Below are 20604 nucleotides of genomic sequence, written 5' to 3' on the forward strand. Positions count from 1 at the left end.
AATAATGTTTGTTTTGGGTTGATTTGGTAACCTATATTCTGGTTAAATTAAGCGTTTGTTAAGGTTTTACAAGCTTCAATAATTTGATGAATATCTTCGTCAAGTACTTCTTTCTTAATATCTGCAAATTTCAAAAACTCAACATAGACAATGTCTAATTGTACTTTTGTCAATTCGTAACCTACTTTTTTAGCTCTATAAGCTAATGCTGCTCTACCGCTTCTAGCAGTAAGGATAATTGAAGATTCATTTACACCTACATCTAAAGGATCCATGATTTCATAAGTAGCTCTATTTTTAATAACACCATCTTGATGAATTCCAGAACTATGAGCAAAGGCATTCGCACCAACAATAGCTTTGTTAGGTTGAACCATCATTCCCATACTTTCAGAAACCAAACGGCTCATCTCATTTAATTGTTTACTATCAATATCGGTATATAAATTTAAATATGGATGTTGTTTAAAAACCATAACCACTTCTTCAAGGGCCGTGTTTCCTGCTCTTTCTCCAATTCCATTTATAGTACATTCTATTTGTCTCGCGCCATTTACCGCACCAGCAATTGAGTTAGCAGTTGCCATTCCTAAATCATTATGACAATGACAAGAAAGAATTACATTTTCAATCCCTTTTACGTTTTCTCTTAAATATTTTATTTTCGCACCATATTCATCAGGCAAGCAATATCCTGTAGTATCAGGAATATTAAGCACAGTAGCACCAGACTTGATAACTTCTTCGCAAACTTTAGCTAAAAATTCATTATCAGTTCTTCCTGCATCTTCAGCATAAAATTCTACATCTTCCACATACGATTTAGCATGTGCAACAGCAAATTTTGCTCTAGCAATAATATCTTCTCTTGTAGTTTGTAGTTTGTGAATAATATGGGAATCTGAAGTTCCGATTCCAGTATGAATACGTGGCTTTACAGCGTGTTTCAAAGCTGCTGCAGCTACATCAATATCATTTTTAACTGCTCTGGTAAGTCCACAAACAGTTGCGTTTTTTACAATTTTGCATATTTCTGAAACAGATAAAAAATCACCTGGACTAGAAACAGGAAAACCAGCTTCGATAATATCAACGCCCATTTCGTCTAAACGATTGGCAATTATCAACTTTTGATTTGTATCTAATTTACATCCCGGGACCTGTTCACCATCACGTAAAGTGGTATCAAAAATTTGAACTTTCTCTCTATTCATTTTCATTTATTTAATGTAATTTCACATCTTAATAACAAAAATAGATTTCAATACTTTGTTATAAAAATCATTTTAATAAAATATACTGTTTATAAAGCTATTTAAACCTATTTAAATAATTGAAAATCAGTATTTTACATTACTTTATTTTACAATGGCTAACCATCAAAAAGATTTCTTATTTGTACTAATTAAATCGCTATCTAAATCTGAAAAAAGACAGTTTAAGATTTTTGCTAGCCGACTTGAAACTAGTTCAAATACAAAATTCATCGAATTATTCAACATTTTAGACAAATCAGAAGTTTATGATGAGAAACTTATTTTGAAAAGTGGCATCATTAAAAAAGTGCAATTATCAAACTTAAAGTCTTATTTATACAAACAAATCTTAGTAAGTATTAGACTTAATATTCCCAGTCAAAATATTCGGTATCAACTTAGGGAACAAATTGATTTTGCTGCCATTTTATACAATAAAGGATTATACAAACAAAGTCTAAAAATATTAGACAAAACCAAACAATTAGCCTTAGAGAATGATGAAAAACTAATGGCTTACGAAATTGTAGAATTCGAAAAATTAATTGAATCACAGTACATAACCCGAAGTATACAAGGGCGTGCGGATGAATTAGTTGTCCAAGCCAAAGAGCTGAATTACCGCAATACTATATCTAGTAAGTTGTCTAATTTGTCTTTGCAACTTTATGGTATTATGCTTAAAACGGGCTACGTAAAAAGTGATGAAGAGTACAAATATATTGACGACTATTTCAACAAACATATTTCTAAATTTGATGAAAAGAAATTTGGATTTAGAGAAAAATATTGGTTTTACAATGCTAATCTTTGGAGAAGCTTTTTAGTTCAAGATTTTTTATCTTGTTATAAATATGCACTTAAATGGGTTACTCTTTTCTACGATAATCCAAATATGATTTACTTAAATCCTGTTTTCTTTCTAAAAGGAAATCATTATTTACTGGAATCATTATATATGCTTAAATACAAATCAAAATTCAAAAAATATTTAGGCCTTTTAGAAGAAACAATTAAAGATTCCCGTTTCCCCGTTAATGATAATATTGCAAGTTTGTCATTTTTGTATGTTTATAACAACAAATTGAATTATCATATTTTAGAAGGAACTTTTGCAGAAGCAGAATATCTAATTCCTGAAGTTATTGAAAAACTAAAAACTCATAGTGAACATCTTGATGAACATCACGAAATGTTGTTTTACTACAAGATTGCTTCTATTTATTTTGGTAACGAAAAATATAATGAATCCATATTTTATTTGGAAAAAATCATAAACAATAAACACCTCACCATGCGTGAAGATTTAATGTGTTTTTCTAGAATATTATGCTTAATTGCTCATTATGAGATTGGTAAAGATTATTATTTAGAAACCCAACTGAAAAATACTTATAAGTTTTTGATAAAAATGAATGATTTGCATGAGGTACAAAAAGAAATTATCAAATTCATGAAAAACTTAAACTCCATTTATCCAAACGACATCAAAAAAGAGTTTGTAAAAATGAGAGAACGCTTTATCGAATTGGAAAAAAACACTTACGAAAAAAGAGCCTTCCTATATCTCGATATTATTTCTTGGCTGGAAAGTAAAATAGAAAACCGAAAAATTAGTGATATTATCAAAGAAAAAGCAAAACTAAGCAACCGATAATGATTTATTTATAACTAAAAAGCTCCTTGAAACCAAGGAGCTTTTTTTAGTTAATACGCTATAAGAGCTAACAATTCTTTTTCGAATTTGCCTTTCGGCAAATACTGATCTTCTAATGCTTTTGTAAACGGTATTGGACTATCTAAACTGGCACATCTTTTTACTGGTGCATCTAAATGTTCAAAACAATTTTCCATAATTAATGCCGAAATATCGCTTGCAACACCGCCAAACATAGAATCTTCCTGATAAATAATAACTCTTCCTGTTTTCTTTACTGAAGCAAAAATAGCTTCTGTATCTAAAGGCTGTAAAGTTCTTAAATCTAGTAAATCAGCAGCTATTTCAGGGTTCTTAGCTAAAGTTTCTAATGCCCAATGAACAGCAGCTCCAAAAGAAATAATAGTAACTGTATCACCTTCTTTCAATAAAGCAGCTTTCCCCAATGGAATTGTATAATAATTAGTTGGTACCTCTTGATGAATGCTTCTGTATAATTGCTTGTGTTCAAAAAACATAACTGGGTTTGGATCATTAATTGAGGTATTTAACAAGCCTTTGGCATCATAAGGAAAAGCCGGATAAACCACTTTCAATCCTGGTGTTTTAGTAAACCAAGCTTCATTAGTTTGCGAATGAAAAGGTCCCGCTTGAGTTCCACCACCACATGGCATGCGAACGACAACATCTGCTTTTTCCAACCAGCGGTAATGCGATTTAGCCAATAAATTTACGATTGGATTAAACCCTGTTGAAACAAAATCAGCAAATTGCATTTCTACAATCGCTTTGTGTCCATTGATAGATAATCCCATTCCAACAGAAACTACTGCGCTTTCACAAATTGGCGTATTTCGGATCCTTTCTTTTCCAAACTGCGCAACAAATCCATCGGTAATTTTAAACGCTCCGCCATATTCAGCAACATCTTGCCCCATAATTACGAGGTTGTAGTGACGCTCCATCGATTGTCTCAGACTAGCCGAAATTGCATCGATAAAACGAATGTTTTCCGTTTTTAAATCTGGTTTAACAAGCTCAAAATTATACTGTTGATAAACATCTTCTAATTCTTCATTGTAGGATGGTTTTATTTCTGGTTCAGCATTGGCTATAGCCAAACTTTCATCAATATCATTTTTAATTTCTGTATGTAAAGTAGCATCAAAATCAGCGGAGAGAATTTCATTTTCAATCAAGAATTTCCTGTAATTTTCTACAGGATCTTTTACTGCCCACATATCCATTAATTCCTGAGGAACATATTTGGTACCACTCGCCTCTTCATGCCCACGCATTCTAAAAGTTTTAAATTCTAGTAAAACAGGCCGAGGTTTTTCAATCATTGAGGCTTTCAAATCAGAGAGCAAATTATATACTTCCAGAATATTATTTCCGTCAATTATATGACTTTCTATACCATAGCCAATTCCTTTATCGGCTAAATTTTCGCAACGGTACTGTTCATTAGTTGGGGTAGAAAGACCGTATCCATTGTTTTCAATTACAAACATAACCGGCAATTCCCATACTGATGCAATATTTAATGCTTCATGAAAATCACCCTCACTAGTGGCACCTTCTCCTGTAAAAACAGCGGTAATTTTACCGTTTTTCGAAAGTTTATTCGCTAATGCTATTCCGTCTGCAACCCCTAACTGCGGACCAAGATGCGAAATCATTCCAATAATTTTATATTGCTGTGTTCCAAAATGAAAACTACGATCACGTCCTTTAGTAAATCCATTTGCTTTGCCTTGCCATTGCGAAAAAAGGCGGTACAACGGAATGTTTCTCCCTGTAAAAACACCTAAATTTCGGTGCATCGGTAAAATATATTCATCCGAATCCAAAACTGCTGTAACCCCTACAGAAATTGCTTCTTGACCAATTCCAGAAAACCATTTTGATACTTTTCCTTGACGAATAAGTATCAACATTTTTTCCTCAATCAGCCTAGGCTTAAGAATTTTTTTATATAAATCTAATAGTTGATTATTAGTTAAATCTTTTCTGTCAAAGGTCATTTTCTTCTATTTTATTACATTACTCAAAGATATAAAAATATAACAATTACATTTGTTTTTGTTATATTATTTAAAATTTGATTTGAAAAATTTAAAAATATGATTTAAAAATAATATTTACATTTGTATAGAAAGTTTTAAATAACTTTTACTTTATAAAATACATAAAATATGCAAAACATTCCTAGTGTTAACTTGCGTGATTTCCTTTCGGATGACCCGAAACGTAAACAAAAATTTGTAAATGAAATCGGAAGTGCTTTTGAAGATATTGGCTTCGTAGCACTAAAAGGGCATTTTTTAAATGACCAATTGGTTGATGAATTATATAGCGAAATTAGAAAATTTTTCGCTTTGCCATTAGAAACTAAACACAATTATGAAATTCCCGGAATTGGAGGACAGCGAGGGTATGTTTCGTTTGGCAAAGAACATGCTAAAGGCCGAAAAGAAGGAGATTTAAAAGAGTTTTGGCATTTTGGTCAATACGTTTCTGACGATTCAAAATATGCTTCGGAATATCCTAAAAATGTAGAAGTAAAAGAATTAGATCGTTTCAATGATGTAGGAAAAGAAGCGTATCAAATGCTGGAAAAAACAGGGATTTATGTATTAAGAGCATTAGCATTACATCTTGGTTTAGACGAATTTTATTTTGATGAATTTGCCAAAGATGGAAATTCAATACTAAGACCGATACACTATCCTCCTATTACTTCTGAACCAGAAAATGCTATTCGCGCCGCGGCTCACGGAGATATCAATTTAATTACTTTATTGATGGGAGCTCAAGGAAAAGGACTTCAGGTGCAAAATCATAACGGTGAATGGATTGATGCCATCGCTGAATCAGATGAATTAGTCATTAATGTTGGTGATATGTTATCTCGTCATACTAATAACAAATTAAAATCTACTATTCATCAAGTAGTAAATCCACCAAGAGAATTATGGGGAACTTCCCGATATTCTATTCCGTTTTTTATGCACCCAGTGAGTGACATGAAATTAGATTGTTTGGAAAAATGTATTGATTCTGAAAATCCAAAGAAATTTGATGATATTACTGCTGGTGAATACCTTTACGAACGTTTAGTAGATTTAGGTTTAATCAAAAAATAAAACTTAAATTTACATCAATAAATAAAAGACATTGAGTTTATGCTTAATGTCTTTTTGCTTTCTATTTTTATCCCGAAAGCAAAAAGACAACTAAAAATATTAAAAATGGATTTACAAGACCAATTAAAAAACCTATTTCCGGATCATCAAATCGCTCCTGAAGAAAAAGTTGAAGAAGTTGCTCATGAATTATATGTTCAAAAAGAACCTATGATTTGCAAATTCGAAAAAAGAAAAGGAAAAGCGACCACTATAATTGAAGGTTACGAAGGAACTGATGAAGATTTCAAAATTTTAGCTAAAGAAATCAAAACCAAATTAAGTGTTGGTGGAAGTTTCAAAGATGCTTCTATAATTATTCAAGGAGATTACCGAGATAAAATAATGCAAATACTCAAAGAAAAAGGATTTAAAGTAAAACGAGTTGGAGGCTAGAAAAAGTGTTCCGTTGAGCAACTTCAAACATTAAATCTCAAACAAAAAAAGTAATGATACAATCATCTGAATTAATTCTCAATCCTGACGGAAGTGTTTACCATTTAAATTTAAAACCGGAACACATTGCACACAACATTATTTTTGTTGGGGATCAAAATAGAGTGGAAAAAATCACGCAGTTTTTTGACAGCATAGAATTTTCTACTCAAAAAAGAGAATTTAAAACTCAAACCGGACTATTCAAAGGCAAACGAATTACAGTTTTATCAACTGGGATTGGTCCTGACAATATTGATATTGTAATGAACGAGTTAGATGCTTTGGTAAATATTGATTTGGTAACTCGCAAACCAAAAGAAACGCTAACATCATTAAATATTATCCGAATAGGAACTTCTGGCTCCTTGCAAGCTGATATTCCTGTTGACAGTTTTGTAATGTCCACATTTGGTTTAGGCCTTGATAATATGCTTCGCTCCTATGTTATTGACGAAATATCAAATTCTGAAATTGAGGACGCTTTTATAAAACATACCAATTGGGATTTACGAAAAGGAAAACCATATGCAATTTCAGGTTCAAAGAAACTTGAAAAAATGATTGAAAGCGATACCATTCATAAAGGAGTAACTGCAACTGCAGGAGGTTTTTATGGACCACAAGGTCGCATTTTACGATTGAACATTCAAGATGAAAATCTTAATTCAAAGATGGATAATTTCAATTATAGCGGAAACCGAATTACTAATTTTGAAATGGAAACAGCCGCTATTTATGGACTTTCTAAACTTTTGGGTCATCATGCCTTATCGATGAATGCTATAATTGCTAATCGAGCTAATGGTACTTTTAGTGAAGATCCATACAAAGCTGTCGATGAATTGATTGTTTACGTTTTGGATAAAATAGCTTCGGAATAAAATTAAATGATTCAAAACTCTTCGAATTTGTAGTTTTAAAAAAGTTTAAATAATTTTTTTAAAACTACATTTGCTTTTTTAGAACAAAACAACAATGAAAATAATACTTACTGGAGCAACTGGAGTTTTAGGATCACATATAATGTATGAAATTCTGGAGCTTTTTATTAATACTGAAATTGATGGAAAACTCTTTATTATTGCCCGAAATAAAGGAAAAAAGTCTGCTTTAGATCGTGTAAACGAAATATTATCAAGCAGTTACACCCCCAAAATAATTAAAGACAAGGGATTACCAAAATTACATGAATACATCAAAATCATTGATACTGATTTATCCGAAATTCAGGATACCTTTTCTAACCAAATAAAAGATGCCTATTTTATTCATTCAGCAGGTTATGTAAATTTATCAACGGATGAAGCGCATCGGGAGAAAATTTTTGATGAAAATACTAAAATTACAAAATCACTTTTCAGCATATTTCATCCTTTTATTAAAAAGTTTATTTACATCAGTACCGCTTTTTCTTCCGGAGAAAGAAAAGGATTAATTGATAATGATTTTCATAATTTAGATTTCATTCCAGAACATCGAAATGCTTATGAAACTGCTAAATTTCATTCGGAAAATTATATTGCTCAGCAATGCAAATCTTTAGGATTACCGTATCAAATTTTGCGTCCAAGTGTCATTGGCGGAAAAATGCTAGGAAAAGAAAGCAATTATTTTATTTCAAAATATATGGTTTTTTATCTTTTAGCTAAATTCTTTCACTTTACTGCACAAAGAAAAAACGAACAAGAAAACGTACGTTTTATGATTAACGAAAAAACAGGTTTAAATATCATTCCTGTTGATTATGTAGCCAAAGTTATTGTTAATATATTCGAAAGAGAAGACATACAACAGCTTAATATTGTAAACGATAGAAGTTTTAATATTGTAAAAGGATTGCAGTTAATAATGAAAGAAGTAGGTTATTCTAATTTTACTTTGATCCAAAATTCTCTTGATTTCACTTACAAAAATACAATTGAGAAATTGTATTATGAAAGTATAGGCAAACATTTGAAACCGTATTTGATAACTGAGGCAAATGAATATGATACTACATTATTAAACTCTATTCTTGAAATACCAAAACTAGATCAAGAAGCGTTTACTAACATGATTCGTTATGCTAGAGTAAATGATTTCAAGGATATTAATGTCTAGTATTTAAATATTTAGGATTTGTAATTTAGATCAAAAGGACCAAAACCTAATTTCCTAAATAAATTTAGATAAAAATATGTTAAACAATGTTCAAAATCAGTTATTTGAACTGGAAATTATTGATAAAAAAAGTACTTTTGTTGAAGTTGTAAAAGCAATATAGATTACTGCTTTTTGATAATATGATACAAAATAAAAAAATTGATTTTAAAACGATAAGAACTAAACTGCAGGTGAAAAAACCTTGGGATCATGTTATTATTTTTTTTCTGAATCTTTTAATTACTTTTCCCGTTTTCATTATAGCGCATCAAAATCTTATCAATCTAAATTGGCCTTTTAATAGTGACCGAATCCTTCTTTTTTTATTTTTATTAATTGTAATTCAATTATTCTTAACAGCACTTAGAACCATAATTATTATTTGTATTTCCTTGTACTTTATGGTTTTGTTTTATGGAACTGTATTAGGGAATTATGGGTTTAACAGCATATTTGAAGACTACAATTCCATGGTTTATTCCATGTCTGACAATCCATATCCACAAGATATTATTATTGCAAAATTGCTTCCTTTTCCAAACAAAACACAAATTGTCAATGCAATTGAGTATCAAAATCCCAAAGTGAGAAATTTTGCAATAATGGCAACTACAAAACATTTTAAAGATCTTAAAGGCTATTCCGAATACCGAACATTAATCCAATGTTTTGCTGTTTTCAAAGAAATTAATTCAAAATGGAATTATGTCAGCGATCCAAAAGAAGGTGATTATATAGCTACCGCAAGCGAATCTTTACTTTATTTTTCGGGTGATTGTGATGATTATTCGATATTGATGGCTGCCTCAGTAAGATCAATTGGTGGGGCTCCCCGACTTATTCATACCAAAGGTCATATTTATCCAGAAATTTTAATTGGCTCTTTAACCGATTTAGAGAAAATAAATTACCTGATTAAAAATGTTCTTTTTGCTGAAGAAAGTTCAAAAAAACAACTACACTACCATATTGATGAAAGAAATCAAGTTTGGTTAAATCTTGATTATACAGCTAATTATCCTGGAGGACCTTTCTTGTCTGAAGAAATTTTAGGAGCCTTAACGTTAAATTAATTAGGCTGTTTTTGGAATTAAATTTATACTAATTCTAAAAAAGTCTTCTCTAAAATAAAACGTTTAAAATCAAGTATTTTTCAAATAAATTTTAAGTTATTAGTAAATGTATTTCAATTTTTAGTAAATACCTCCGATTACTGTTTTTGTTAAATTAGTTTTGATTTGTATTAAAGAAATTTAACAAAAATAATTTTATGAAATTAAAAAATTACTTACCAAATCAGCTTATAAAATGTAATCAAGAGAGTACATCTTATAGCAAAAAAGTATTCTTATTTTTTGCCGCGCTATTTTTGACTGTAGCAAGTAGTTATTCCTTAGAAGCCCAAAATGTTAGTTTGACATTTTCTAAAGGATACCTAGGCACCCAAGGGTCTAACACTAATCAGGCCAATTCCATTAACAATTTATCTAATATTGGAATCAACAGAATTAGTTTTAGCCAAGCCTATGCTGGTGCATTTGGAGGTACACAAGGAAATGACTTGTCAGGAAACTTAACCTTTTATTTGGCTAACGGAACTTCATTTTCATTAACAGGTGCTTTAAACTGGAGAGAAACTAGTGGATCAACTGTTGAAGTATTCGGATTTATTTTTGATTCAGGTCAAAACCACACTATCACTTACGGATTAGGCCAAACTTATAATATAGTTGGAGGAAGTACCCCTAATACAAGTACAACTTTAGGACTAAAAGCATATGCATCAAGCTTTGTGTTTGTTAATGGAGAAAACAGAGCAGGAAATGCTGCAACTAATGGATTATTAGATGCTCTTAATGCTGAACTCTTGAGTTCACCACAACCATCTACTGTAACTTTGAGTACTGCAAATGTAACTGAAGGTCAAAACTTAGTTTACAATGTTACATTATCATCAGCAACTACTGTAGGTAATCCACAAACTTTTGTTTTTACTTATGGTGGAACTTCAACAAATGGATCTGATTACAATAGCACATTTACATTTTCAAATGGAGTAATCGATAATGGTGATGGCACAATAACTGTTCCGGGTGGGGTTAGCTCTTTTACAATTACAGCTAGCACAACAGACGATAGTTCTATTGAATCAACTGAAACTTTAATACTAAATATAGGTAGTAAATCAGACTCAGGTAATATTTTAGACAATGATAGTGTTGCATTAACAGCAAGCACATCTCAGACAAATTTATTTTGTTTTGGGGGTAGCAATGGTACCGCATCAGTTGTTGTTTCAGGAGGAACTGCGCCTTACTCTTATTCTTGGTCACCTTCTGGTGGTACTTGGGCAACCGCCTCTGGACTTACAGCTGGAAATTACACTGTAACGATTACAGATGATAATTTAGCAACTATTACTAAAAACTTTACTATAACAGAACCATCTGCTATAACCGCGAGCGCATCGCAAACTAATGTATCTTGTAATGGTGGTTCTAATGGAACTGCATCTGTAACTCCTTCTGGTGGAGCAGGTTCTTATACCTATTCTTGGTCTCCTTCTGGAGGTACAGGTGCTACTGCTTCTGGACTTTCTGCAGGTAGTTATACCGTAACTATTGAAGATGCTAACGGATGTTCTGCAACAAGAAACTTTACTATAACTGAGCCATCTGCTATAGCCGCGAGCGCATCGCAAACTAATATAGCTTGTAATGGTGGAGCAACAGGTAGTGCATCTGTCACTCCTTCTGGTGGTGCAGGTTCTTATACCTATTCTTGGTCTCCTTCTGGAGGTACAGGTGCTACTGCTTCTGGACTTACAGCTGGTAACTATACTGTAACAATTACAGATGCTAACTTATGTACTGCAACAAGAAACTTTACTATAACTGAGCCATCTGCTATTACCGCTACTACATCACAAACAAATACATCATGTAATGGATCAACAGATGGTATTGCCTCTGTTATTGCTTCTGGTGGTACAGGTTCTTATTCATACTCATGGTCACCTTCTGGTGGTACAGCCGCTACTGCTACTGGACTTGCAGCTGGAAACTATACTTGTACAATTACTGATTTAAATGGATGTTCAATTGATAAAAATTTCACAATAGCATTATCATCTTCTTGGAATGATTTTGATTGTGATGGTGATGGTGTGACTAATGGAACTGAAGTTACTGACGGGACAAATCCTGATAATAGCTGTTCTTTTACAGCATCAAGTATCACATTAAATGCAAGTTCTTCTTGGAATACTGCTGATTGTGATGGCGATAATGTAACTAATGGTCAAGAATTATTAGACGGCACTGATCCTAATAAACCAGATACAGACGGTGACGGTGTAACAGACGGTAAAGAAAAAACAGATGAGACTGACGCAACTGATCCTTGTAAATTTGTTTTTGCTAGTCAATCTGTAGCTCCTAGTTCTTCTTGGAATACTGCTGATTGTGATGGCGATAATGTAACTAATGGTCAAGAAAAATTAGATGGTACTGATTCTAACAAACCTGATACTGATGGTGACGGTGTAACAGACGGTAAAGAAAAAACAGATGCAACTGACGCAACTGATCCTTGTAAATTTGTTTTTGCTAGTCAATCTGTAACTCCTAGTTCTTCATGGAATACTGCTGATTGTGATGGTGATACTATTACTAATGGTCAAGAAAAATTAGATGGTACTGATCCTACTAAACCTGATACTGACGGTGATGGTGTAACTGATGATAAAGAAAAAACAGACGCAACTGACGCAACTGATCCTTGTAAATTTGTTTTTGCTAGTCAATCTGTAGCTCCTAGTTCATCTTGGAATACTGGTGATTGTGATGGTGATAATGTAACTAACGGTCAAGAAAAATTAGATGGTACTGATCCTAATGTAGCAGATACTGACGGTGACGGTGTAACAGATGATAAAGAGAAAACAGATGTTACTGACGCAACTGATGCTTGTCAATTTATTTTAGCTAGTCAATCTGTAGCTCCTAGATCTTCTTGGAACACTGCTGATTGTGACGGTGATAATGTAAGTAATGGTCAAGAAAAAATTGACGGTACTGATCCTTTAAAACCAGATACTGACGGTGACGGTGTAACAGATGGTACAGAAAAAATTGATGGTACTAATGCTAAAAACACATGCGACTATTTAGCAGCAAGTCAGACTTTGAGTCCAAGTGCTTTATGGAATGATGCAGATTGTGATAATGATGGTATTAGAAACGGAGACGATAACTGTGTATTTACAGCTAATGCTAACCAAACTGATAATGATAATGATGGTTTAGGTGATACATGTGATGATGATGATGATAATGACGGAATTTTAGATACTGTTGACAACTGTCCATTAACTCCAAACTCAGATCAAGCTGATAGAGACCATGATGGTAAAGGTGATGTATGTGATTTAGGATTAAATGTTTCACAAGCTATTACTCCAAACGGTGATGGTATAAATGACACTTGGATGATATACAACATCGAACAATATCCTAATTCAACAGTTCGAGTATTCAATCGTTGGGGATCTGAAATATTCTATGCTCACAATTATAGAAATGATTGGGATGGGCATTATAAAAACAAAAACCAATCTCTACCAGAAACTTCAGCATACTATTACCAAATTGATATTGAAGGAAATGGAAGCGTTGATTTAGAAGGTTGGATATATTTAACAAAATAATTTACTAAGAAAAAGATAAAATGAAAAAACTTAATTATATACTAATCGGTTTTCTATTCGTAATGAGTAGTTCCCTTTTTGCCCAACAGGAAAGCACGTTTACTTTTTACAAATACCATATGAATATGATCAATCCAGCTTATGCCGGAATGGACAATCAAACACTTGGTACAAGTTCTATTAGAACGCAATGGACAGGAATTGTTGATGCTCCAAAAACGCAAGCAGTTTCTTTTGGAACTACTTTGGGTCACAATTTAGGATTTGGAGTTTCTGTAGTAAACGATAGAACTTTTGTTGAAAAACAAACCTTTGTTGGTGTTGATTTCTCTTATAAATTACAAATGAGTGAAACTATCGACTTGTATCTAGGATTAAAAGCAGGTGGAAATTTCTACAATGTAAACACTTCAGGTTTAGAAACATATGCAGTACAATCTGATCCAGCTTTAGGTTCTATTAGCACTTTCAATCCTAATTTAGGTGTTGGTGCCGTTTTGAAAAACAATAAATTCTTTGTTTCGCTTTCTATTCCTAGAATATTGAATACTCAGAATGCTAAAAACGAAAACGGATATGCAATGATAGCTACAGATAGACCTCATGTTTATTTGAGCGGAGGATATGATTTTGATTTAAATCCTTCATTAGTTTTAAAACCATCTGTATTGCTTCGTTATGTGAATGGTGCTCCTGCTTCTTTAGATTTAAACACAATGTTTCAAATTGAAAACAATTTTGAAATTGGAGGAACTTACAGAACGGATAAAGCATATGCAGCTATGGCAAATATTACTTTAAGTAAGCGATTTGTTTTTGGATTTGCTTACGAAATGAGCACAAGACCTGAATTAGCAAGTGCAAAAAATACAAATGAAATTTTATTGCAATTTAAATTCTAAAACAGAATTAAACATATTTTATAAAAAATCCTCAAGTCATTGAGGATTTTTTTTGTTTTAAATTCAAAGCATGGTAATTACTAAAAAATAAACCTAAATAGAATTCCATAAAAAAAACCTCCAAAATCAAATGACTTTGGAGGTTTGTAATTTTTGTGGGCGATGAGGGGTTCGAACCCCCGACCCCCTCGGTGTAAACGAGGTGCTCTGAACCAGCTGAGCTAATCGCCCTAATTGCGAGTGCAAATATACATTTAGAAATCAATTTCACAAGGTGTTTTTAAAAAAAATATTAAAAAAAAATCATCCTTAATAACTTATTCGCTCACTAACAGTATTTTAATACTTAAATCAAAAACTGTTATTTTTTTGTAATGAATGTCTATAGTAGTACATTTGGAACATAAATTATATAAAATGGCAAGATTCAAAGAAAATGATTTACCAAAATCAAAAATTACTGCAACTTCACTTAGTAAGGCGAAGATAATTTTCAAATATGCTGGAAAAAACAGTTGGAAATTTTATGTAGGCTTAGTCTTTTTATTGCTAACAAGTGTTACCGCATTAGCCTTTCCTAAATTTATGGGAATGTTAGTTGATTGCGTGAATAAAAAAGACGCAGCACTAGCTAATCAAATAGCGCTAGGATTAGGATTAGTACTAATTTTACAATCTGTATTTTCATTTTTCAGGTTATCATTGTTTGTGAATTTTACCGAAAACACTTTAGCTAATGTTCGATTAGCTCTTTACACAAACCTTGTTAAATTACCGATGTCTTTTTTCTCTCAAAAACGTGTTGGGGAATTAAATAGCCGAATTAGTAATGATATTGGACAAATTCAAGATACATTAACAACTACTATAGCGGAATTTTTACGTCAATTTATTTTAATTATAGGAAGTTTTGCAATGTTAGCAAGCATCAATATTAAATTGACTATCATGATGATTTCTGTAGTGCCACTAGTAGGAGTTGCTGCAGTAATTTTTGGACGATTCATAAGAAAGTATTCTAAAAAAGTGCAAGACCAAGTTGCAGAGAGTCAAGTTGTGGTTGAAGAAACCATGCAAGGGATTAGTATTGTTAAAGCATTTGCAAACGAATGGTATGAAATACATCGCTACAAAGAAAAAATAAAAGAAGTTGTCAAAATTGCTATTAAAGGAGGACAATTTAGAGGATATTTTGCTTCTTTTATTATTATCTGTCTCTTTGGAACTATTGTAGCTGTTGTTTGGTATGGCGTGCAATTAAGTATTGCTGGCGAAATAACCGTTGGGCAATTATTCACATTTATTTTATACTCAAGTTATGTTGGAGCTTCTTCGGGAGGTATTGCAGAATTATATGCGCAAGTCCAAAAAGCTATTGGTGCAACCGAAAGAGTTTTTGAATTATTAGAAGAAGAACCTGAAAAAATTAATTTAATTCATGATGCTTCAACAATTCAAAAAATAAAAGGAGATGTTACTTTTAAAAATGTTGCTTTTCATTATCCATCTAGAAAAGAAATCAAAGTACTGAAGGAAGTGAGCTTTAAAGCTACTTTTGGCCAAAAAATAGCTATTGTTGGACCTAGTGGAGCCGGAAAATCAACTATTGCGTCTTTGTTATTGCGTTTCTACAATATAAATGAAGGTGAAATTTTAATTGACGATAAGAACATCTACGATTATGACTTAGAAAATCTAAGAGGAAACATGAGTATTGTTCCGCAAGATGTCATTTTATTTGGAGGAACAATTAGAGAAAACATTGCTTATGGAAAACCTAATGCTAGCGAAGAAGAAATTCTTTTAGCATCAAAACAAGCTAATGCTTATAATTTCATTGAAAGTTTCCCTGAAAAATTCGATACAATTGTTGGTGAAAGAGGTATTAAATTATCTGGTGGACAAAGACAACGTATCGCTATTGCGAGAGCATTACTGAAAAATCCAAGTATCTTAATTTTAGACGAAGCTACTTCTTCATTAGATAGTGAAAGTGAAAAACTAGTTCAAGAAGCCTTAGAAATTTTAATGGAAGGAAGAACAAGTATAATTATAGCACATCGTCTTTCTACTATTCGTAGTGCTGATCAAATTTTAGTTCTTGATAATGGTGCAATTTCAGAACAAGGTACACACCAAGAATTAATTGCTTTAGAAAACGGAATTTATAAAAACTTAAGCAACTTACAATTTAGCCATTCTTAGAAAAAAGAATACTTCATAAAAAAACTCCATTCAATTATGAATGGAGTTTTTTATTGGGTGTTTTTTTGTCATACAAAATTACTTCCCTTTCCTTCTATCTCTTTCCGCTTTTATCAAGGATAATTCACGACTTGTTTGTCCTGCAACAGAAGTGTTTTCCTCCGCACGACGAATTAAGTAAGGCATAACATCCTTAACTGGACCAAATGGCAAATATTTAGCTACATTATATCCGTTAGCTGCTAAATTATAACTGATATTATCACTCATTCCATACAATTGACCAAACCAAATTCTATCATCGTCATTTTTGATGCCTCTTTCTTGCATCAACTCCATTAGCGAATAAGAACTTTGTTCATTATGCGTTCCCGCAAAAATGGACATTTTATCTAAATGCTCAATCATATAAAGCACCGCTGCGTCATAGTTTACATCTGTTGCTTCTTTCGAACTACAAATTGGCGATATACACCCGTTTTGTTCAGCACGCAGATTTTCTTTTTCCATGTATGCGCCACGAACTAATTTCATTCCGATATAGAATCCTTCTTTTAAAGCTTTTTGATGTAAATTCTTCAAATAATCCAAACGATCCCAACGATACATTTGTAGCGTATTAAAAACAATCGCTTTTTCTTTATTATACTTTTGCATCATTTTAGTAACCAAATCATCTGCGGCATCTTGCATCCAACTTTCTTCTGCGTCAATCAGTAAGGCAACATTCTTTTGGTGCGCTTCCTTACAAACTATATCAAAACGTTCCTCAACTCTATTCCATTCTGCTTGCTCTTCTGGAGTTAATGCTTTCTTCTCTCCTACTTTATCATATAAATCAATACGTCCAAATCCTGTAGGTTTAAAAACCGCAAACGGAATTGCCTCGCGTTCTTTTGCAAATTCAATGGTCTTCAAAGTCATATTAAGAGCGGCGTCAAACTGATCTTCCTCCTCTTTTCCTTCAACAGAGTAATCTAATACTGACGAAACTCCTTTGGTAAACATTTTATCAACTACACTAAGACAGTCGTCTTCATTTACACCACCACAAAAATGGTCAAAAACGGTAGCTCTAATTAATCCTTCAACAGGAAGATTAGCTTTTATTGCAAAATTAGTGACTGCAGTTCCTATTCGCACTAAAGGCTGATTATCAATCATTTTAAAAAGAAAATAGGCTCTATCAAGTTCCGTATCACTTTTTAGAGCAAAGGCAATTTGTGTATTTTTGAATATTTTTTCCATTATTTGTTATATTTTTATACAAATATAGATAGAGTTTTGGATATTATTTAGCAAAAATTCCCTTATTTTGCGCTTAAAATTATTCCAAAAAGATGCAAACTATTCAAGCCAATAATTATCCAATATATTTTAATGCAAAAGGATATGAAGCGTTAAACCTTCATCTAAAAGAAAACAAATATTCCAACATATTTATTATAGTTGATAGTAGCACAAATGAGTTTTGTTTACCAAAATTCCTGCCTTATTTAGAAACGGAACTTACTATTGAAATCATTGAATTTGAAGCTGGTGAGGCTAATAAAAACATCGATACGTGTGTTGAAATCTGGAAAGTTTTAACAGAATTAGGTGGTGACAGAAAAAGTCTTGTAATTAATCTAGGTGGTGGAGTTGTAACGGATTTAGGTGGATTTGTTTCATCAACATTCAAGCGAGGTATTGATTTTATTCACATTCCAACTACTCTATTATCAATGGTAGATGCTTCTGTAGGTGGCAAAAATGGTGTGGATTTAGGAAATTTAAAAAACCAAATTGGCGTTATTAATGTTCCTAAAATGGTATTGATAGATACGAACTATTTAGAAACTTTATCTCAAACCGAAATGCGATCTGGTCTAGCAGAAATGCTGAAACACGGATTAATATACGACAGAGCTTATTGGGAGCGATTCTTAGATTTAAAAGCTATCGATTTTGCTGATTTTGATGAACTAATTTATCGTTCAGTAGAAATTAAAAATGAAATCGTAAAACAAGATCCAACCGAAAAAAATATTAGAAAAGCATTAAATTTTGGTCATACTTTAGGACATGCTATTGAAAGTTATTTTTTAGAAAATGAATCTAAGACTACTTTATTACACGGAGAAGCTATTGCTGTTGGAATGATTTTAGAAAGTTATATTTCGCTTCAGAAAAATCTAATCAATACAGAAGAATATCTTGAGATTAAATCTACTATAAAATCCATTTATGACGATATCACTTTTGAAAAAAATGATATCGAACCTATACTAGAATTGCTTATTCATGATAAAAAAAATGAATTTGGAACCATTCAGTTTGCATTAATTGAAGGGATTGGTAACATAAAAATAAACCAATTAGTTGAGAATGAATTGATTCTTGATGCTTTCCAAGATTATAAATCTTAATCCATTTTTTAATAAAAAGGATTGCGTTTCGTATATAATATTTTTTACATTTGCTCCGATGAAAAAAAATCAAAATCAAATAAATTTTAGTTGGGATAAAGCCCAAAACAGTATTCCTTTTTTAGGAATGTTGAATTGTTTTTATACCATTAAAAGAAAATTTAGTTTTGATGTTTTTCAATATTTAAAAGCGGATCCTGAAAAGCTTCAGATTGTTTATGCAAATATTCGAGTTTGAATTTTAGTTTACTTATTTTTATGTATATTTAATCTAAAATTCTGAAAACTAAATGAATACAAAATACTACGACTTAATAAATCAAACTTATTATTTCCCTCAGGAAGAGTTTACACTAAATAAAGACAATCTTCAGTTTCACAATATTGATTTGATGAAACTCGTAGAACAATACGGTACGCCATTAAAATTTACGTATTTACCTCAAATTTCCAACAACATTAACAAAGCCAAAGCTTGGTTTCGTAAATCGATGGAAAAGAACAAATATGAGGCAAAATATTTCTATTGCTATTGTACAAAAAGTTCTCATTTTGAATACATAATGAATGAAGCTTTTAAAAACAATATTCACATTGAAACTTCTTCTGCTTTTGACATTAATATTGTAGAAAATTTATTAGCTAATGGCAAAATAAACAAAAGCACTTATGTAATTTGTAATGGTTTCAAAAGAGATCAATACATTGAAAACATTGCGCGTTTAATCAACCATGGTCATAAAAATACAATTCCAATAATCGATAATTACGAAGAATTGGATTTGCTACAAGGTCAAATTAAAAGTAAATTCAAAATAGGAATCCGTATTGCTGCTGAAGAAGAGCCTAAATTTGAATTTTACACTTCTCGTTTGGGAATTGGATATAAAAACATTGTTCCTTTTTACAAAAAAGAGATCAAGGAAAATAAAAAATTGGAACTTAAAATGTTGCACTTTTTTATCAATACCGGAATCAATGACAATGCCTACTACTGGAATGAATTAGTAAAATGTATCAAAGTATATGTGGCACTAAAAAAAGAATGTCCAACACTAGACGGCTTGAACATTGGTGGAGGTTTCCCTATCAAAAATTCATTGACTTTCGAATATGACTATCAATATATGATTGATGAAATTATCAATCAAATAAAAATAGCTTGTGACGAAGCCGAAGTTGATGTACCAAATATCTTCACTGAATTTGGATCTTTTACAGTAGGTGAAAGTGGAGGTGCTATCTATCAAATTTTGTATCAAAAACAACAAAATGATAGAGAAAAATGGAATATGATTGATTCCTCTTTTATAACAACTCTTCCAGATACTTGGGCCATTAACAAACGTTTTATTATGTTAGCAGTAAATCGTTGGAATGACACTTACGAGAGGGTTTTATTAGGCGGAATGACTTGTGATAGCGACGATTATTACAATTCAGAGCAGAATATGAATGCTATTTATTTGCCAAAATACAATAAAGAAAAACCATTATATATTGGATTTTTCAACACAGGAGCCTATCAAGAAACAATAGGTGGATACGGTGGTCTTCATCACTGTTTAATTCCGCAACCAAAACACATATTAATTGACCGGGATGAAAATGGGATTTTAGCAACCGAAGTTTTTTCGGAACAACAAACTTCTGAAGACGTTCTGAAAATATTAGGTTACGACAAAAAATAATTATTAAAT

Annotated in this window: 15 protein-coding genes and 1 tRNA gene; 12 read left to right on the top strand and 4 right to left on the bottom strand. The window is 31.9% G+C overall.

All coding sequences use genetic code 11. The features are described from left to right. Nucleotides 1-47: 47 nt before the first annotated feature. Nucleotides 48-1214, bottom strand: a complete 1167-nt coding sequence (locus C8C88_RS12635; RefSeq protein WP_121338672.1) for a 2-isopropylmalate synthase — start codon at nt 1212-1214, stop codon at nt 48-50. 154 nt (nt 1215-1368) lie between these two features. On the opposite strand from C8C88_RS12635, the gene C8C88_RS12640 reads away from it, so the two are divergent. Then, entirely contained in the window at nt 1369-2913 is a 1545-nt protein-coding gene (locus C8C88_RS12640; protein WP_121338466.1) for a hypothetical protein, read from the top strand. A gap of 50 nt (nt 2914-2963) precedes the next feature. Here C8C88_RS12640 and C8C88_RS12645 read toward each other — a convergent pair whose 3' ends face one another. Beyond that, entirely contained in the window at nt 2964-4940 is a 1977-nt protein-coding gene (locus C8C88_RS12645) for a thiamine pyrophosphate-dependent enzyme (RefSeq protein WP_121338467.1), read from the bottom strand. 171 nt (nt 4941-5111) lie between these two features. On the opposite strand from C8C88_RS12645, the gene C8C88_RS12650 reads away from it, so the two are divergent. From C8C88_RS12650 to C8C88_RS12680, 7 genes are all read left to right on the top strand, one after another. Beyond that, nucleotides 5112-6062 (top strand): isopenicillin N synthase family oxygenase, encoded by a 951-nt coding sequence (locus C8C88_RS12650; RefSeq protein WP_121338468.1) that lies wholly within the window; start codon nt 5112-5114, stop codon nt 6060-6062. 105 nt (nt 6063-6167) lie between these two features. After that, on the top strand, nt 6168-6497 hold the full coding sequence (locus C8C88_RS12655; RefSeq protein ID WP_121338673.1) for a translation initiation factor: 330 nt from the start codon (nt 6168-6170) through the stop codon (nt 6495-6497). A 53-nt stretch (nt 6498-6550) separates the two neighbouring features. Next, entirely contained in the window at nt 6551-7420 is an 870-nt protein-coding gene (locus C8C88_RS12660; protein WP_121338469.1) for a nucleoside phosphorylase, read from the top strand. Between the two features lie 94 nt (nt 7421-7514). Further along, nucleotides 7515-8639 carry an SDR family oxidoreductase gene (locus C8C88_RS12665; protein ID WP_121338470.1) on the top strand — a complete coding sequence of 375 codons (1125 nt, stop codon included), beginning with the start codon at nt 7515-7517 and terminating at the stop codon, nt 8637-8639. Between the two features lie 182 nt (nt 8640-8821). Then, complete coding sequence (locus tag C8C88_RS12670; RefSeq protein WP_121338471.1) at nt 8822-9754, top strand: transglutaminase; 933 nt, start codon at nt 8822-8824, stop codon at nt 9752-9754. A gap of 197 nt (nt 9755-9951) precedes the next feature. Beyond that, on the top strand, nt 9952-13389 hold the full coding sequence (locus tag C8C88_RS12675; RefSeq protein ID WP_121338472.1) for a gliding motility-associated C-terminal domain-containing protein: 3438 nt from the start codon (nt 9952-9954) through the stop codon (nt 13387-13389). Nucleotides 13390-13409: 20 nt separating this feature from the next. Then, nucleotides 13410-14291 (top strand): type IX secretion system membrane protein PorP/SprF, encoded by an 882-nt coding sequence (locus tag C8C88_RS12680; protein WP_121338473.1) that lies wholly within the window; start codon nt 13410-13412, stop codon nt 14289-14291. 156 nt (nt 14292-14447) lie between these two features. Here C8C88_RS12680 and C8C88_RS12685 read toward each other — a convergent pair. Then, nucleotides 14448-14522: transfer RNA gene (locus C8C88_RS12685), tRNA-Val, on the bottom strand. Nucleotides 14523-14708: 186 nt separating this feature from the next. On the opposite strand from C8C88_RS12685, the gene C8C88_RS12690 reads away from it, so the two are divergent. Then, nucleotides 14709-16496 (top strand): ABC transporter ATP-binding protein, encoded by a 1788-nt coding sequence (locus C8C88_RS12690; protein WP_121338674.1) that lies wholly within the window; start codon nt 14709-14711, stop codon nt 16494-16496. A 78-nt stretch (nt 16497-16574) separates the two neighbouring features. Here C8C88_RS12690 and C8C88_RS12695 read toward each other — a convergent pair whose 3' ends face one another. Further along, nucleotides 16575-17744: a proline dehydrogenase family protein gene (locus tag C8C88_RS12695; RefSeq protein WP_121338474.1), complete on the bottom strand. Its 1170-nt coding sequence runs from the start codon at nt 17742-17744 to the stop codon at nt 16575-16577. Nucleotides 17745-17836: 92 nt separating this feature from the next. On the opposite strand from C8C88_RS12695, the gene aroB reads away from it, so the two are divergent. The 3 genes from aroB to C8C88_RS12710 are packed head-to-tail and all read left to right on the top strand — an operon-like array spanning nt 17837 to nt 20595. Continuing rightward, nucleotides 17837-18904 (top strand): 3-dehydroquinate synthase, encoded by a 1068-nt coding sequence (gene aroB / locus C8C88_RS12700; RefSeq protein WP_121338475.1) that lies wholly within the window; start codon nt 17837-17839, stop codon nt 18902-18904. Nucleotides 18905-18962: 58 nt separating this feature from the next. After that, the gene (locus C8C88_RS12705) at nt 18963-19142 is read left to right on the top strand and encodes a hypothetical protein (protein WP_121338476.1); all 180 of its coding nucleotides are present in this window, start codon (nt 18963-18965) and stop codon (nt 19140-19142) included. Nucleotides 19143-19194: 52 nt separating this feature from the next. Continuing rightward, on the top strand, nt 19195-20595 hold the full coding sequence (locus C8C88_RS12710) for an arginine decarboxylase (protein WP_121338477.1): 1401 nt from the start codon (nt 19195-19197) through the stop codon (nt 20593-20595). Nucleotides 20596-20604 lie beyond the last annotated feature (9 nt).

This window comes from Flavobacterium sp. 123, assembly GCF_003634825.1.
Classification (GTDB): domain Bacteria; phylum Bacteroidota; class Bacteroidia; order Flavobacteriales; family Flavobacteriaceae; genus Flavobacterium.

Excerpts from the sequence above, each read along its gene's own strand:
- C8C88_RS12655 (WP_121338673.1), top strand. The coding sequence starts at position 6,168 with ATGGATTTACAAGACCAATTAAAAAACCTATTTCCGGATCATCAAATC.
- C8C88_RS12675 (WP_121338472.1), top strand. The coding sequence starts at position 9,952 with ATGAAATTAAAAAATTACTTACCAAATCAGCTTATAAAATGTAATCAA.
- C8C88_RS12635 (WP_121338672.1), bottom strand. The coding sequence starts at position 1,214 with ATGAATAGAGAGAAAGTTCAAATTTTTGATACCACTTTACGTGATGGT.
- C8C88_RS12710 (WP_121338477.1), top strand. The coding sequence starts at position 19,195 with ATGAATACAAAATACTACGACTTAATAAATCAAACTTATTATTTCCCT.
- C8C88_RS12660 (WP_121338469.1), top strand. The coding sequence starts at position 6,551 with ATGATACAATCATCTGAATTAATTCTCAATCCTGACGGAAGTGTTTAC.
- aroB (WP_121338475.1), top strand. The coding sequence starts at position 17,837 with ATGCAAACTATTCAAGCCAATAATTATCCAATATATTTTAATGCAAAA.
- C8C88_RS12695 (WP_121338474.1), bottom strand. The coding sequence starts at position 17,744 with ATGGAAAAAATATTCAAAAATACACAAATTGCCTTTGCTCTAAAAAGT.
- C8C88_RS12645 (WP_121338467.1), bottom strand. The coding sequence starts at position 4,940 with ATGACCTTTGACAGAAAAGATTTAACTAATAATCAACTATTAGATTTA.
- C8C88_RS12705 (WP_121338476.1), top strand. The coding sequence starts at position 18,963 with ATGAAAAAAAATCAAAATCAAATAAATTTTAGTTGGGATAAAGCCCAA.
- C8C88_RS12670 (WP_121338471.1), top strand. The coding sequence starts at position 8,822 with ATGATACAAAATAAAAAAATTGATTTTAAAACGATAAGAACTAAACTG.
- C8C88_RS12665 (WP_121338470.1), top strand. The coding sequence starts at position 7,515 with ATGAAAATAATACTTACTGGAGCAACTGGAGTTTTAGGATCACATATA.
- C8C88_RS12650 (WP_121338468.1), top strand. The coding sequence starts at position 5,112 with ATGCAAAACATTCCTAGTGTTAACTTGCGTGATTTCCTTTCGGATGAC.
- C8C88_RS12640 (WP_121338466.1), top strand. The coding sequence starts at position 1,369 with ATGGCTAACCATCAAAAAGATTTCTTATTTGTACTAATTAAATCGCTA.
- C8C88_RS12690 (WP_121338674.1), top strand. The coding sequence starts at position 14,709 with ATGGCAAGATTCAAAGAAAATGATTTACCAAAATCAAAAATTACTGCA.
- C8C88_RS12680 (WP_121338473.1), top strand. The coding sequence starts at position 13,410 with ATGAAAAAACTTAATTATATACTAATCGGTTTTCTATTCGTAATGAGT.